The sequence below is a fragment of the Allobosea sp. 10L422 genome (assembly GCF_056395345.1).
Window position 1 is genome coordinate 264,830 of record NZ_JBFTJI010000002.1, and the last position, 15,105, is coordinate 279,934.

The following is a 15,105-nucleotide window of genomic DNA, read 5'->3' on the forward strand; positions in this document are numbered from 1 at the left end:
GCGGTTGAACATGGGAATGCCACCGCCTCTATGAGGACGGGGCGTAATAGCCGTGAAGGAAGGCGAGCAGGCTGATCATGAGCCGCTTAAAGCGCGGGGCGGCGGCGCTGTCAATCGAGCGCAGGCGAATAGGCGGTCGGCGTCAGCGTGCGGTCCTCGATCGCGCCGACCATGTCGCCATGCTCGATCTTGGTGGTGCGCTTGATCTCGCTCCATTCCGGATCGGCCATGAAGCTCGCCCAGGCCTTCGCCTTCGTCTCTGCGTCCGGCCAGGCGAGGATATAGGCGAACTCGGTGCGCCCGGCGCTCGCCGTCTCCCACATCGCCACGATCCYGAAGCCGTGGCGCGCCATGATGCGAGCGGCATGGTCGCGGAAGCGGGCATGGAAAGCCGCCTTGTTGCGCTCGAAGATCTCGTAGATGCGCAACTGGTGGATCATGCCTGCCTCCTCTCGTCGTGGCTGCCGTCAGGCCGCCTTCTTGCCCTTTTCCGCCACCATCAATTCCACGAAACGGTTGAAGAGATAGTGGCTGTCCTGGGGGCCCGGCGAGGCCTCCGGGTGGTGCTGGACGCTGAAGGCCGGGCGGTCGGTCAGCGCGATGCCGCTGTTCGAGCCGTCGAAGAGAGAAACATGGGTCTCGACCGCATTGGCCGGCAGGCTCGCCGGATCGACGGCGAAGCCATGGTTCATCGAGACGATCTCGACCTTGCCGGTGGTCTTGTCCTGCACCGGGTGGTTGGCGCCGTGATGGCCCTGCTTCATCTTCATCGTCTGGCCGCCGATGGCGAGCGCCATCATCTGGTGGCCGAGGCAGATGCCGAAGGTCGGGATCTTCCGGTCGAGCAGCTGCCTGATCACCGGCACGGCGTATTCGCCGGTCGCAGCCGGGTCGCCAGGGCCGTTCGAGAGGAAGATGCCATCGGGATTCAGCGCCAGGATGTCCTCGGCCGTCGCGGTCGAGGGCACCACGGTGACGTCGCAGCCAGCCTTCGCGAGCAGGCGCAGGATGTTGCGCTTCACGCCGTAGTCGATGGCGACGACCTTGAAGTCGCTGGTTTCGCGCTTGCCATAGCCGGCCGGCCAGACCCAGGGCGTCTCGTCCCAGTCATAGCGCTGGGCGGCGGTGACGAGCGGGACGAGGTCGAGGCCGGCCATGGAGGGCAGCTCCGCCGCCTGCTTCTTCAGCCGGTCGATGTCGAAGACGCCATCCGGGCTGTGGGCGAGGATGGCGTTGGGCATGCCGTTGTCGCGGATCAGCGCGGTGAGGGCGCGGGTGTCGATACCGCAGATGCCGACGATGTTGCGGGCCTTGAGCCAGGCGTCGAAATGGCGGTTAGCGCGCCAGCTCGATGGTTCGGTGATGGCTGCGTGCAGCACGCAGCCGCGCACACCGGAAGAGGCGGCGGCGTTCACCGTCTCGGTATCCTCCTCGTTCACGCCGACATTGCCGACATGCGGGAAGGTGAAGGTGATGATCTGTCCGGCATAGGACGGGTCGGTCAGGATTTCCTGATAGCCGGTCATCGCCGTGTTGAAGCAGACCTCGCCCGGCGCCTCGCCCACGGCGCCGAGGCCGAAGCCTTCCAGCACCGTGCCGTCGGCGAGCACGAGGAGCGCGGTCGTGCGCGGTTCGATCCAGCCGCTATCGGCGGGGTTTCCTTCGGAGGCGGTCATGTCTATGTCTCGGTCCAGGCCGCGCCAGCGGCAGAATGCGGAGGCGGGGCTGCAGAAATCCGCTCCGCCGATCTGGAACGCGAGCCATAAAGAGCCGGGCGCTGCCCGTCAATCAAGGCGGGCGCAGGCCGCACAAGAGAAAAAGGAACAACGAGATGACGAGCTTGCGCGAGCGCTTCACCGGCGACCTCAAGGAAGCGATGAAGGCCGGCGAGAAGGGCAGGGTCGGCGCGATCCGTCTGATCCAGGCGGCGCTGAAGGAAAAGGACATCGAGGCGCGCGGCGCCGGCAAGGGCGAGGCCACGGCCGACGAAATCCTCGGCGTCCTCCAGAAGATGATCAAGCAGCGCCAGGAATCGATCGCGATCTACGACGCCAACAACCGCCCCGAGCTGGCCGATGGCGAGCGCGCCGAGGTCGCCGTGATCACCTCCTATCTGCCCAAGCAGATGTCGGACGAGGAGGTGAAGGCCGCGATCGACAAGGCCATCGCCGAGACCTCCGCGACCGCCGTCAAGGACATGGGCAAGGTCATCGCCGCCTTGCGCGCGGCCTATGCCGGCCAGATGGATTTCGGCAAGGTCAGCCCGATGGTGAAGGCTGCGCTCGGCGGCTGAGCCGGCGCGGCCGAAAAGCTCAGGCCGTCATGCTCGGGCTTGACCCGAGCATCTCGGAAACTAGCGCCCTCTGGTGATGAGATTCTCGGGTCGAAGCTGTGCTTCGCCCGAGAATGACGAGCCTGCTTGGACGCCCCCCCTTGTGGATATTCCCGACAAGCTCGGTCGAAGCCATGTTCGAGGTTGGCTTTCCGCCACGCAGAGGCCACATCAGGAACCATGAAATTCCCGCCCTCCGTCCTTGAGGAGATCAAGGCGCGGCTGCCGGTTTCGGCGGTCGTGGGCAAACGCGTGCGCCTCCAGAAGGCCGGGCGCGAATGGAAGGGGCTTTCCCCCTTCAATGCCGAGAAGACGCCATCCTTCTTCGTCAACGACCAGAAGGCGTCGTTCTTCGATTTCTCCTCCGGCAAGAACGGCGACATCTTCAAGTTCGTGATGGAGACCGAGGGGCTCTCCTTCCCGGAAGCCGTCGAGAAGCTCGCCGCGGAAGCCGGCGTCATCCTGCCAAAGATCACGCACGAGGCGCAGGTCCAGGAAGAGAAGCGCAAGGGGCTGCACGAGGTCGTGGAGCTCGCGGCGCAGTTCTTCGAGGCCGAGCTCATGGGCGATCGCGGCGGCTCGGCTCGGCGCTATCTCGCGACGCGCGGCCTCGACGGCGAGGCGCGTACGCGCTTTCGCCTCGGCTACGGCCCGGTCGACCGCTTCGCACTGCGGGACCATCTTGCCGGCAAGGGCGTGCCGGCCGAGCTGATGATGGAGGCGGGGCTGCTCGTGCATGGCGAGGAGATCGCCGTGCCCTATGACCGCTTCCGCGACCGTGTGATGTTTCCGATCCACGATGTGCGCGGGCGCGTCGTCGCCTTCGGCGGCCGGGCGATGAGTTCGGAGGTTGCGGCGAAATATCTGAACTCGCCGGAGACGCCGCTCTTCCACAAGGGCCATCTCCTGTTCAACCACCACAATGCCCGCAAGGCCGCCCACGACACCGGGCAGGTGATCGTGGTCGAGGGCTATGTCGACGTCATCGCCATGTCGCTTTCGGGGTTCCCGCAGACGGTGGCGCCGCTCGGCACGGCGCTGACCGAGGACCAACTCGGGTTGCTCTGGCGCATGGCCGACGAGCCGGTGATCTGCCTCGACGGTGACAAGGCCGGGCGCAAGGCGGCGAGCCGCGCCATCGATCTGGCGTTGCCGATGCTCGAACCGGGCAAGTCGCTCTCCTTCGCGCTGCTGCCGGACGGGCAGGACCCCGATGATCTCGCCCGCTCGGGCGGGCGGCAGGCGATTGCGGAGGTGGTTGCGGCGGCGCGTCCGCTGGTCGACATGCTCTGGCAACGCGAGGTCGAGGCCGGGCCGCTCGACACGCCGGAGCGCCGAGCCGCATTCGAGCGCCGGCTGAAGGAGCCGCTGGGGCAGATTCGCGACGAGACCACGCGCAAGCATTATCGCCGCGAGATGGATGAGCGGCTGGCGCAGCTCTTCGCCAGCGCCGCCCCGGCCCGGCCGGAACGCGGCGGTGGGGCAAATTTTCAACGCGGTAAGGGCGCAGGGCGCGGCGGCTTCGGCCGGCAGGTGCCGCCTTGGCTTGCCGGTCCGCTCAAGGCCTCGAGCGCGGTGACCCAGTCGCGGATGATGGCGAAGCTGCGCGGCGAGGACCAGCGCGAGGCCTTCATCCTGCTCGCGCTGGCGAGCCATCCCGATCTCATCCTGCGCTGCGCCGACGAAATTGCCGAGCTGTCGCTCGACGGTCCGGCCGCCGAACGCTTCCGTCAGGCGCTGCTCGATGCGGTGGACGACAAGCTCGACCTGGAGATCCTGGCGAATCGGCTGGTACAGCCGCGTGTGCGGGAGGCCCGCAATCAACTCATGGCTGTCACCGGCCCCGCAGAGAGGCGCAAACTGGCACAAGATGCTGATCCTGAATCGGTTTTTGACTCGATTCATCAGGCCATCGTCTTGCATCATCGCGCGCGAACGCTAAATAGCGAGTTGAGAGCAGCCGAGCGCGCATTGGCTGACGACGCGACCGAAGCCAATTTCGCCTGGATCAAGGACGTGAAGGCCCGCCTCGAGACAATCGAAGGCACCGAGGCCATGTCCGGAGATTGATAGCCCAGCGAATGGTGGACGCAGGTTCGATGCGCGCGGGGCTGCGGGGTGGTTCACGATTCGTCAACGACGTCTGGTGCCATCTGCGAATGGATTTGGGTGGGTGAGCGCGCCGGGCCTGCGGTCGCGCCGCCCTTTTATGCGTCGGTACATGACAGCTTTTGTCATCGCCGGCGCGCGAATGCGGAGCGCTGATTGATGGCGACGAAAGCGAGCGAACGGGAAAAGACCGATCAGGTCGCGCCCGACGCCCCCCCGACTACCGACGGCCCGTTGCTCGATCTGACCGATCAGGCCGTAAGGCGCATGATCAAGCTCGCGAAGAAGCGCGGCTATGTCACCTATGACGAACTGAACGAAGTGCTGCCCTCGGAGGAGTTCTCTTCCGAGCAGATCGAGGACGTGCTCGGCCAGCTCAGCGAGCAGGGCATCAACGTCGTCGACAACGAGGATCCGGAAGCGGCCGGCGAGGAACGCGCCAACCGCAAGGATGCCGCCGGCAGCGACGACGACGAGGCCGAGGGCGGCGATCTGGTCGATGCCTCGCGCCCGGCGCTTCCGGCCGAAACCAAGCGCAATCTCGAGCCGACCGAGCGCACCGACGATCCGGTGCGCATGTATCTGCGCGAGATGGGCTCGGTGGAGCTTCTCTCCCGCGAGGGCGAGATCGCCATCGCCAAGCGCATCGAGGCCGGCCGCGAGGCGATGATCGCCGGGCTCTGCGAGAGCCCGCTGACCTTCCAGGCCATCATCATCTGGCGCGACGAGCTCGTCGACGGCAAGGTGCTGCTGCGCGACATCATCGATCTCGAAGCGACCTATGCCGGCCCGGACGGCAAGAACCCGGCCGTCTCCGGCGAGGAGGAGGGCGAGGAAGGCGAGCAGGCCGAGGCCGCCGAGGGCGAAGCTCCGCCCGAAATGGACGACGACGACATCGAGAACAACGTGTCGCTTTCGGCCATGGAAGCCGAGATCAAGCCGCGCGTGCTCGAGACGTTCAACGCCATCGCCGACRACTACAAGAAGCTGCGSCGCCTGCAGGACCAGGACATCGCCAACCGGCTGGAGAACACCAAGCTCTCGCCGTCGCAGGACCGCAAATACAAGAAGCTCAAGGACGACATCATCACCGCGGTGAAGTCGCTCTCGCTCAACAACAACCGCATCGAGGCGCTGGTCGAGCAGCTCTACGACATCAACAAGCGCCTGATCGGCCATGAGACGCGCCTGCTGCGCCTCGCCGAGAGCTATGGCGTCGGCCGCGAGGACTTCCTCAAGCAGCATGTCGGCGGCGAGCTCGACCCGAAATGGGTGCTGCGCGTTTCCAAGCTGGGCTCGCGCGGCTGGAAGGAATTCGTCGGGTCGGAGTTGGAGCGGATCAAGCAACTGCGCGAGGAGGTGCACACGCTCGCCTCCGAGACCGGCCTGGAAATCCAGGAATTCCGCAAGATCGTGCTGATGGTCCAGAAGGGCGAGCGCGAGGCCCGGCAGGCGAAGAAGGAGATGATCGAGGCGAATCTGCGTCTCGTGATCTCGATCGCCAAAAAGTACACGAACCGCGGCCTGCAGTTCCTCGACCTGATCCAGGAAGGCAATATCGGCCTGATGAAGGCGGTCGACAAGTTCGAGTACCGTCGCGGCTACAAGTTCTCGACCTATGCGACGTGGTGGATCCGGCAGGCGATCACCCGCTCGATCGCCGACCAGGCCCGCACGATCCGCATCCCCGTCCACATGATCGAGACGATCAACAAGATCGTGCGGACCTCGCGCCAGATGCTGCACGAGATCGGCCGCGAGCCGACGCCGGAGGAGCTGGCCGAGAAGCTGGCCATGCCGCTSGAAAAGGTGCGCAAGGTCCTGAAGATCGCCAAGGAGCCGATTTCCCTGGAGACGCCGATCGGCGACGAGGAGGATTCGCATCTCGGCGACTTCATCGAGGACAAGAACGCGATCCTGCCGATCGACGCGGCGATCCAGAGCAATCTGCGCGAGACGACGACGCGCGTGCTCGCCTCGCTCACCCCGCGCGAGGAGCGCGTGCTGCGCATGCGCTTCGGCATCGGCATGAACACCGACCACACGCTGGAAGAGGTCGGCCAGCAGTTCAGCGTCACCCGCGAGCGCATCCGCCAGATCGAGGCGAAGGCGCTCCGGAAGCTGAAGCATCCGAGCCGGAGCCGGAAGCTCCGGAGCTTCCTTGATAACTAAAAGCGTCGGGAGCCTAGCGCTTTCAACGACTTGAGCTATATCAAGCACTTGCGCCCGTCGAACCGTGTAACGGAGGCGGGTAACCAATGCTGTATAGGCTTGTTCGTTCGGTGAAGCGTTCCGACTCTTCCCTCGTGCAGTTCGTCAAGCGCATCCCTGACGATGTGCTGCCGAGAGCCGCCAACTTGAAGCTCTCCATCCCTCTGGGCGATGGGGAGTTTCATCACATCACCATCTCGCCAAAAGCACAGGCCATCCGGTTCTCCCTGAGGACCCGAGACCCCAACGTGGCCAAGAGCCGGCAGGCCCATGCGCTGGCCCACCTTGAGGATGTCTGGCGGGGCCTTCGTGCCACCAAGCCTATCAGCCTCACCAACAAGCAGGCGCATGCGCTGGCTAGCGAGCTTTACCGGGCTTGGGCATCGGAGTGGCCAAACACCGGGACCATGGGCATCACCCTCAAGCCGGGTCGGAGAGGTAGAGAGCTTGGCCGGGACGACTGGGTGCTTGAGCATGGAGCCTCCCCCGTAGAGGAGGCGGGGGGCGCCCTTTCCCAAGTAACTAAGCTCAACGCACTGCTCGACACCCCAGAGCCCGAGCCAGCCCAGATGGAGCCCGTGGTCGGCCCAATCGTGGACCGCCTTTTGCTGGCTCGCGGCATCGCAGCGGTGGACCACCCCTCACGGCTCCTACTCCTAGCCGCCTTCGTGCAGGCCTTGCGCGATGCCTTAGAGAACCGCGCTCGGAACGCAGAGGGCGACTATTCGCCGGACCCGAAGTCGCAGCGCTTCCCGGAATGGGTGCCGCCTCAGGAAAAGCCTCAGGCAGTGCCAGCCCCGGCGCCTGCCGCCACGGTCTCGCTCAAGGGTCTCGTGGAGGATTGGTGGAAAGAGGCCGAGAAGACCGGGACCAAGCGCGTCACCTACGTGAACTACCGCAACGTGTTGCTCAAGTTCGCGGGCTTCTTGGAGCACGATGACGCCGCGAAGGTGGGGCCGGATGACGTGCTCCGGTACAAAGACCACCGCCTCGCCAGCGTCTACCCGAAGACGGGCAAGCCGATCTCGCCCAAGACCGTCAAGGATACCGACTTCGCGGCGCTCAAGACGGTGCTGGGGTGGGCCAAGGCCAACAGGAAGCTGCCGATCAATGCGGCGGAGGGTCTAACCCTCAAGGTGAGCAAGAAAGTCCAGCTTCGCGGGAAGAGCCAGCGGGACGATGAGACGGCGGCGTTGCTCGCTGCGGCATTGACCTACGAAAGCACTACCAAGGCGCGGCATACGGTCGCGGCCTCGCGGTGGGTGCCGTGGCTCTGTGCCTATACCGGCGCCCGCATTGGCGAGATGGCGCAGCTTCGCAAGCAGGACCTCCGCAGAGAAGGGGAGAACTGGGTCATCCGCATCACCCCCGAGGCCGGCACGGTGAAGACCAACGAGGCGAGGGACGTGGTGGTGCATGAGCACCTCGTGGAAGTCGGCTTCGTGGCCTTCGTAGACGCCTCGCCTCCAGGGCATCTCTTCCTCACGCCCGGCCGCGATGGCGATGTCACCATGAAAATCACCGGGCTCCGCAACCGGCTGGCGCAGTTTGCTCGCAAGCACGTCAAGGACCTCAACGTGGCGCCCTACCATGGGATGCGGCATCGCTTTAAGGAGGTTGGGCTTGAGGCCGGCATTGAGGGCCGGGTGCTCGATGCGATCCAAGGGCACGCACCGCAGCGGGTGGGAGACCAATACGGCAGCAGGGCCACCGTCAAGATACAGGCGGCGGCCATGGCGAAGTTCCCCCGCGTAAAGCTGGAGGACTGACCCGATGGAAAGCCTTTTGAATTTCCTCGCGGCGCTGGTCGTCATGCCATTGCTCGGAGGGGCGGCGGTATGTGTTCTTGGGGCTGCCTCCCAGGTCGCCTTGGCTTCCACCACCCCGGTCTGGCAAAAGTACCTGTGGTTCCTAGGGGCCGGCTACGTGCTGCTCAACCTGCACGACTTCATCCAGATGTTGGGCAGCGGGTCGGGGCTGGAGTGAGACGGTTGACCGGCGCGGGCCGCTCACCCGCCCCACATACGGGGCGTGCCTGATGCCAGTTTTTCGACATAACCATCTGCCTCGAGACTCGAAGCTGACGTTGTCAGAGGCATGTGCGGTGCACGGTTGACCACCTTGCGCCAGCCTCATGCTCGGCATCGAGTTTCGAGCGGAGGGCTGGCTTATGGGCCGCACAATTGGATTGTTGGACCTGTTGACCACTACGCCACACATCAACTCGCCGTGCGCCTTCGCTGGGCTGGCGTTGGTGGTGGGCGTATGGGGCTTTGATCGGTGGAGGAGGTCGCGGCGATGAGGCCGCTTAAAAAATGATCTCCCGCTCCCGCTTGGCGGGCTACCGGGCGATAGACCCCTTGTCAGTCCGCTCTCCACCCTGGGCTTCGAGCTTGGCCTGGAGAGCTTCCGCCACGAAGCGGTAGATGTCGCGGGGCTCAGTGCCGGGCACGAGGTTGACATGCTTTCCTGCCACCTCGTCGCGGGTCATCGCCGCGAGGTGCTGGATGCCGTTGCAGGTGCCGTCAACCTGGATGGGCTGGAAGGAGCAGTAGCCGTAGCCCTCCCGCAGGAAGCCGGCCCAGTCGAGGATGGCCGCGAGGGCCTGGAAGGGCTTGTCGCAGTTCACCCAGCCGTGGCCTTCGCCCATACCGTCAGGGCCATCCTCGCGGTAGCCGATGGGGTCTGAGGCTATCTTCTGCCAGAGGTCGTTGTGCTTCTCGACCCAGGCAATGCGCTTGTCGAAGTCCCACTTGTCGTTGCCCCACATGGACGCCAACTGAACGGCAATCCATCCGGCGCCACCATTCTCCTCCGTGACGGGCAGGCCCTCGTTGAAGCGCAGGAGGCCCCGCGCGAGGTCGTTGCCCTGAGGCTGCATGCCGCTCGGGATGGGATACATGCGGCCCCGGAAGTCCAGCATATGGGGGAAGTAGAAGCAGGTCGTGGAGGCGAACTCGTCGGCCAGGGAGATGGTCTGCTCCAAGGCCCACATCTTGGTGGCCTGCTCGTGGCGTGCCCTGTAGACGGAGGCCTGGGCCTTGCGCCAAATCTTCCGAGCGTCCGCGTTCTCCGCGATGTCTTCGGGCTCGATGATGTCGGATATCTCCGCCGTGGAGACCATCCCGTTCACCTTGATGCCTCGGTCGTAGCAGACTTGCGCGACGTGGAAGACCCCCGTGTTCACTGCCCAGCCGGTCTCCTGCACGAAGGCCAGCGCCGAGTAGACCTCGGGCATGTCGAGCGCTTCGTACTCATCGGCCGCCCCTTCACGCTGCTCTGCCTGGGAGGCCTTGAAGCGGATGAGGCGGGGAGTGCGGGCGTAGGGCGTCCAGTAGCCGCCGCCCTTGGTGCTCTCCCAGCGCTTGGGGGGCATCAGGGTGGGCTTGAAGACGGGCTGGGAGATTTGCTCACGGTCGAGCGCCTCGGAGAGCCACTGGAGCATCTCGGGGCGGGGCAGGAGGGCGAGCGCCGGGCCTTTCTTCGAGCCGGGCTTCCACACGTAGTTGGGGTCGTTCTCCAGGGTGAACCAGTTGGTGCCGCAGCACAGAGCCTCTAGCAGGGTCGAGCCCACGCGGAAGTGCTGCTCCACGGACCACGCTGTCCAGTCCACGCCTTCCATGCCGCCTTCGGCAGCCACGGTGTTGAACATGATGGCGTTGACGATGCGGCGGTGCGTGGCGGAGGAGAACTCGCGGGTGAGCTTGTCTTGGAGGCTGCGCCAGGAGCCCTTGCGGAGGAGGTCCTCCGGGACTTCAAGGCCCTCGGCAGCCAGCTCCTTGGCCAACTTGCGGCGGGCCTTCTCGTCCAGCCTGTCGTGACGCTCCCAGGCACGCATGCGAAGCTCATGCTCCACGAAGCGGCCTATCTCGATGCACAGCGGCGTGATGTTGGTGGCGCGGGCCGTGATGCGGTTGAGGACGGTGCGGAGGGTTATGGTCGCGAGGAGGTCGGGGTCCACTCCCTGGATGAGCGGCAGAGCGGTGGGTTTCGGGCCACGGCCTTGGGAGTAGGCACGACGCCAAGCGCAAATAAACTCCGAGACCTTCGGCACCCAGTCAAGCAACAGGTGGCGAACGGGTTCTAGCCGGGCCATGTGGCCTTTGCGGCGAGCCTTATCGACCGTGGCGACGTATGCCTCCGCGCCTTCGTCCCTCATGCCCTTCTCAAGGTCGATCTGGTCGGGCCACATGGGGTGGTGCTGGGCAGTGGAAGGGTCGGCAGGATCAAAGGCCGGGGTGGCTGGGAGGGCGAAGGGGTCTTCCGGCACGATGGGCCGGCAGTCAAAAAGGGCGGTGGCGGTCATGGTATGTTTGCCTTGTGGGATTGAGGAAGGCAGCGCTTCAAGGTCGGTCGCGGCACATGGCGCCCTTCAAGGGGCTCCTCCGGCGCTTCTCAGCGGGGCCTCGTAGAGCGAGTTTTGCCCAGGCAGACGGCAGCCAAAATGCCGCCTAGGTCCATCTAAAGGGTGGCCTAATTCATCACAGAATTGCCGCAATGTGGTTTCCGCCCGTGATTACAGACGGTTACGGCGAGTTATTAGGGTCTAAGGGGAGGCCTAAACGCCCAAGGCTCTGCGGTTGATAAAGGCGCCCGCAGAGAGGGTTATTCGTTTGCCGGTGGAGGTGACGTAGACAATCGTCGCCGGCTTGATGCCGGACGTTAGGTGGGATGTCATGTTGGTGCGGCCTCTCGTCATTCCGAGGATGCTGCCGTTTATCGTCTGTACGTAATTAGCTGTCAATAACGTCTGGACGAAATTGGTTTTGCGGAGGCATGAGCACGAGATGGGCCGGAAACTGCGTTATCCCGAGAGGACCGAATTGCCACTTGCGGCCGGCACGACTGCCCGAATTGATGCGGTGAGGCAGGAAGGCGAGACCCGCCTAGACTTAATCCGCCATGCCCTGGACCTTGAGCTTACCCGACGCGGGGCACCTGAGGTTGCAGATGAACAGGTAGGCGCACAGACACCGGCACCCAAGACCAAGAACACGGGCCGCCGCTAGCGAGTTGACCCTTGGTAGACCTTGCTGGCCGTCACGGGTTGCGCAAAGCTCCATGAGGCCAGCGGTGACCCCCGAGAGGCCATCCGCATGCTGCTCCAGGACTTGGGCACGATGTCGCTCGATGCCGACGCTGCGGCGTCTCGCGGCTTCCTTCGCGGTCGGTTCTCTGAGGGGGCGAGACGGCGGCCGGTTGAGGGTGAGGGGGTCTAGTGCGCTGCCCATTTTTTCCTTGTGGGTAAGCAACGTGCTCAGCGCCGTTCGGCTTAAGTTTCGGCTCTACCCGGCAAATACTGAGCCCTTTCCCGCTGAGCGGCTCCATAGCGCCGGAACGGAAGCGTATCATGCTAAAATCCCATCTCGATGCAGTGGAGCGGCATCTACTTGCCATTTCACAAATCCCAGCCAACGCCGGGCACATGCTGCATCGAGGGACTCCGCGAGAGGCGTTTATTCGCGAATTTTTACAGGGTCATTTGAGTTCAAAACTTGCGGTCGGGACTGGAGAAATTATCGATGCAAATTCAGCGCCCCGTGAGCCGAGAAACCAGTTTGATATCGTCATCTACAAATCAGATAGCCCGCGTATTGATCTAGGAGGAGGAATTAGCGCGTTTTTAGCGGAGTCGGTCGTTGCGACCATTGAGGTTAAGTCGCTTTTGACCGAGGCTGAGTTGGCGACAGCCAATCGCAATGCGGCCGCCGCGAAGCGTCTGACACGAAACTTATTCCGGTCCTTCAGCACCGGATGGGTTCCGCCTGGGATCATTTCGTTTCTGGTTTCTTATGCAGGTCCGGCTCGGATTGAGACCGTTCATGGTTGGGTTGAGCGCTCTGACCGCGATCTTGGAATAAACCAAGCGCCCTTGCCACCGCCCCGTGAGCAGCACCCAGGAATGCCTCCCGCTCCGTCCCCACGGCTCTCGGTGGTCGGCGGCGGAATAGATGCTTGTATATGCCTTGGGCTTGGGTCAATTATATTTGATAATTCACCTATTTCTCTAGTTGAAGATGCGCAGAGAATAGCGCAGCCTCTGGCAAAGCGCCTCATTATTGAAGAGGCTGATGGAAATTTACTTTGGCTGTTCCTGCTCTTGACGGAAGCGGCGTTTAACGTCTCTGCGCAGTGGCCGAACATGGCAGCTTATCTAGGAAGGCATCAGTTCCGAGGGCTGTTCAGATAAGCGAAGCACTTCCGTGACTCTCAGCCGTGTAACAAGCGGCCTTGACTGACGATAATTTCCCTTTAGTTTCAAGCGTAGGGGCGCAGGAGCTTCCTGGACAACTGATCCAAAGAAGGCCGGCCGCAACGCCGGCCTTTTTCATATGTGCCCTCCGACAGCCTGTCGGAGGATGTCCCACGAACGCAGGATGCGGCTTGAGAGCGGGCGAAGCAGGGTACGCTGCTACGCCACTCGATCGTAGAGGCTCGAAACCGCACGATGCTGCCATTTACCTATGCTGCGCTTGCCGAACGGTTCGCGACGGTCCGACCCTGGGCGAAGAAGACGGTCGGCGATGCCACCAATCGTTGTGCGATCTGCATGGGCTATACGCTGCGGCTGACGCCCTCGGAGGACGATGCGACGATCGAGCATCTGGCGAAGATTGCGAGCCGGGTGAATGGCGATGCCGGACCCGTGGGTGGAGCGCGCCCGATGGGCACGCTCAGCGCCAATTTCTTCATCCGGGCAGCGGAACTGGAGCCGCGAGTCCGGCGGGTCTATGGTGAGCCGGACGTCAAGGGCGCCTCGAACAAGGTATGGCGTTCGGTGCTCGGCAAGAAGGGCGTGCTTTATCTGGAGGATTGCTACCAGACGGAAGGCGACAAGAGCACGTCCTTCCTGTTCTTCCAGCGCGTGAATGGCGATCATTGGGATCTGTTCAACGGCATCAACATGGTCGCCGAGGAGTATCTGCTCAGCGGCAACAGCCATGACGGCCAGCTCTATTTCTGGATGGCGCGCTGAAGCAAAGTGCATCGGACACCGCGTTGGCGACCCAGCGTTGCCGGGCACTTGATCTCGCCGGTTGGAAGAGGCTTCTTGGAGCCAACTGCCCGGAGGCCTCATGTCCCCAGAATTCCTCCTCACCTCGCTGATCATCGTCGCTTCGCCGGGAACGGGCGCGCTCTATACTATCGCCGCCGGCCTCACGCGCGGCAGCCAAGCGAGCGTGCTCGCCGCCTTCGCTTGCACGATCGGGATCGTGCCGCACCTGATCGCGGCGATGATGGGCATCGCGGCGCTGCTGCATGCCAGCGCGCTCGCCTTCGCCATCGTGAAATATGCCGGCGTCGGCTATCTGCTCTACATGGCCTGGCAGACGCTGAAGGAGCATGGGACGCTCAAGGTCGAGACCGAGGCGGATGCGCGCTCGGCCTGGCTCGTGCTGCGCGACGGGCTGGCGATCAACCTGCTCAACCCCAAGCTCTCGATCTTCTTCGTCGCCTTCCTGCCGCAGTTTATCGCGGCGGATGAAGCCAGTCCGATGGCGCGGATGCTGGAACTCTCGGGCGTGTTCATGGCGATGACCTTCATCGTCTTCGCGCTCTACGGGCTCTTCGCGGCTGCGATGCGCGACAAGGTCATCGGCCGCCCGGCGGTGATGGCGTGGCTGCGCCGCAGCTTCGCGGCCGCCTTCGTCGCGCTCGGCGCCAAGCTTGCTCTCACCGAGCGATGAAACGGCGATGTCGCGCCAGGCAATCCTGACGATCGATACGCGCGGACCGGGGCTTTACGAGTTCACCGACCGCGCCGTCGCCTTCGTGCGTGCGGGCGGGGAGACCAGCGGCTTGCTGACGCTGTTCGTGCGGCACACCTCCTGCTCCTTGCTGATACAGGAAAATGCCGATCCCGATGTGCAGCGGGATCTCGACGCGTTTTTTCGCCGGCTGGTGCCATCCGCGGATGATCCGGCGATGGATTATCTCGTCCATCGCGCGGAGGGGCCCGACGACATGCCCGCCCATATCAAGGCGGCGCTGACCCCGGTCTCCCTCTCGGTTCCGGTGATGGGCGGGCGCCTCGCGCTCGGAACCTGGCAGGGGATCTATCTCTTCGAGCACCGGGCGAGGCCGCATCGGCGCGAGGTCGCGCTGCACCTCGGCGCCTAGCAGCGCTCAAGCCGGCGGGGCGACGACCAGCGCGACGAGGCGCCGGACCACGGGCAACACCAGCAGCAGGGTCGGGAAGGCGACGATCCAGGACAACGCCCAGGAGCCGGGCCAGGTCTGCAGGAATTCGGCCGTCGGGCCCAGCGCCTTCAGCGTCGAGATGCCGGAGACGACGAAGGTCATCAGCACGGACAGGAAGAACGGCATAGCCACCCCGGCGTAGCGGGCGGGCAGGCGGCGGAAGACAGGGCGAGGCATAGGTCAGGCTTTCGCAAGTGGCAGGCTGTTCGGATGCATCCGATGCGGCCATGGGCCGGCTGGACGCGTTGCCT

General features: G+C 64.1%; 13 protein-coding genes. 9 read left to right on the forward strand and 4 right to left on the reverse strand.

The window, feature by feature from the left end:
• Positions 1 to 110: 110 nt before the first annotated feature.
• Positions 111 to 440, reverse strand: a complete 330-nt coding sequence (locus tag AC1DEZ_RS05650) for an NIPSNAP family protein (protein WP_476778967.1) — start codon at positions 438 to 440, stop codon at positions 111 to 113.
• 27 nt (positions 441 to 467) lie between these two features.
• The gene (gene carA / locus AC1DEZ_RS05655) at positions 468 to 1,676 is read right to left on the reverse strand and encodes a glutamine-hydrolyzing carbamoyl-phosphate synthase small subunit (protein ID WP_476778968.1); all 1,209 of its coding nucleotides are present in this window, start codon (positions 1,674 to 1,676) and stop codon (positions 468 to 470) included.
• A gap of 155 nt (positions 1,677 to 1,831) precedes the next feature.
• On the opposite strand from carA, the gene AC1DEZ_RS05660 reads away from it, so the two are divergent.
• From AC1DEZ_RS05660 to AC1DEZ_RS05680, 5 genes are all read left to right on the forward strand, one after another.
• Positions 1,832 to 2,293, forward strand: coding sequence for a GatB/YqeY domain-containing protein (locus tag AC1DEZ_RS05660; RefSeq protein ID WP_476778969.1), 462 nt, complete (start codon positions 1,832 to 1,834; stop codon positions 2,291 to 2,293).
• Positions 2,294 to 2,512: 219 nt separating this feature from the next.
• The gene (dnaG, locus tag AC1DEZ_RS05665; RefSeq protein WP_476778970.1) at positions 2,513 to 4,402 is read left to right on the forward strand and encodes a DNA primase; all 1,890 of its coding nucleotides are present in this window, start codon (positions 2,513 to 2,515) and stop codon (positions 4,400 to 4,402) included.
• Positions 4,403 to 4,600: 198 nt separating this feature from the next.
• Positions 4,601 to 6,613 (forward strand): RNA polymerase sigma factor RpoD, encoded by a 2,013-nt coding sequence (gene rpoD / locus AC1DEZ_RS05670; RefSeq protein WP_476778971.1) that lies wholly within the window; start codon positions 4,601 to 4,603, stop codon positions 6,611 to 6,613.
• 86 nt (positions 6,614 to 6,699) lie between these two features.
• Positions 6,700 to 8,421: a DUF6538 domain-containing protein gene (locus AC1DEZ_RS05675; RefSeq protein WP_476778972.1), complete on the forward strand. Its 1,722-nt coding sequence runs from the start codon at positions 6,700 to 6,702 to the stop codon at positions 8,419 to 8,421.
• A 4-nt stretch (positions 8,422 to 8,425) separates the two neighbouring features.
• Positions 8,426 to 8,638 carry a hypothetical protein gene (locus AC1DEZ_RS05680; protein WP_476778973.1) on the forward strand — a complete coding sequence of 71 codons (213 nt, stop codon included), beginning with the start codon at positions 8,426 to 8,428 and terminating at the stop codon, positions 8,636 to 8,638.
• Positions 8,639 to 8,993: 355 nt separating this feature from the next.
• Here AC1DEZ_RS05680 and AC1DEZ_RS05685 read toward each other — a convergent pair whose 3' ends face one another.
• Positions 8,994 to 10,958: a DNA-directed RNA polymerase gene (locus AC1DEZ_RS05685; protein WP_476778974.1), complete on the reverse strand. Its 1,965-nt coding sequence runs from the start codon at positions 10,956 to 10,958 to the stop codon at positions 8,994 to 8,996.
• 1,044 nt (positions 10,959 to 12,002) lie between these two features.
• Between AC1DEZ_RS05685 and AC1DEZ_RS05690 the strand changes: the two genes are divergently transcribed.
• The 4 genes from AC1DEZ_RS05690 (at position 12,003) to AC1DEZ_RS05705 (ending at position 14,773) form a co-directional block, all read left to right on the forward strand.
• Positions 12,003 to 12,842 (forward strand): DUF6602 domain-containing protein, encoded by an 840-nt coding sequence (locus AC1DEZ_RS05690; RefSeq protein ID WP_476778975.1) that lies wholly within the window; start codon positions 12,003 to 12,005, stop codon positions 12,840 to 12,842.
• 258 nt (positions 12,843 to 13,100) lie between these two features.
• Entirely contained in the window at positions 13,101 to 13,628 is a 528-nt protein-coding gene (locus AC1DEZ_RS05695) for a T6SS effector amidase Tae4 family protein (RefSeq protein ID WP_441512127.1), read from the forward strand.
• Positions 13,629 to 13,728: 100 nt separating this feature from the next.
• Entirely contained in the window at positions 13,729 to 14,340 is a 612-nt protein-coding gene (locus AC1DEZ_RS05700) for a LysE family translocator (RefSeq protein ID WP_476778976.1), read from the forward strand.
• A 7-nt stretch (positions 14,341 to 14,347) separates the two neighbouring features.
• Complete coding sequence (locus AC1DEZ_RS05705) at positions 14,348 to 14,773, forward strand: secondary thiamine-phosphate synthase enzyme YjbQ (protein WP_476778977.1); 426 nt, start codon at positions 14,348 to 14,350, stop codon at positions 14,771 to 14,773.
• 6 nt (positions 14,774 to 14,779) lie between these two features.
• Here AC1DEZ_RS05705 and AC1DEZ_RS05710 read toward each other — a convergent pair whose 3' ends face one another.
• Positions 14,780 to 15,031: a DUF2798 domain-containing protein gene (locus AC1DEZ_RS05710; RefSeq protein WP_441512130.1), complete on the reverse strand. Its 252-nt coding sequence runs from the start codon at positions 15,029 to 15,031 to the stop codon at positions 14,780 to 14,782.
• Between the last annotated feature and the right edge of the window lie 74 nt (positions 15,032 to 15,105).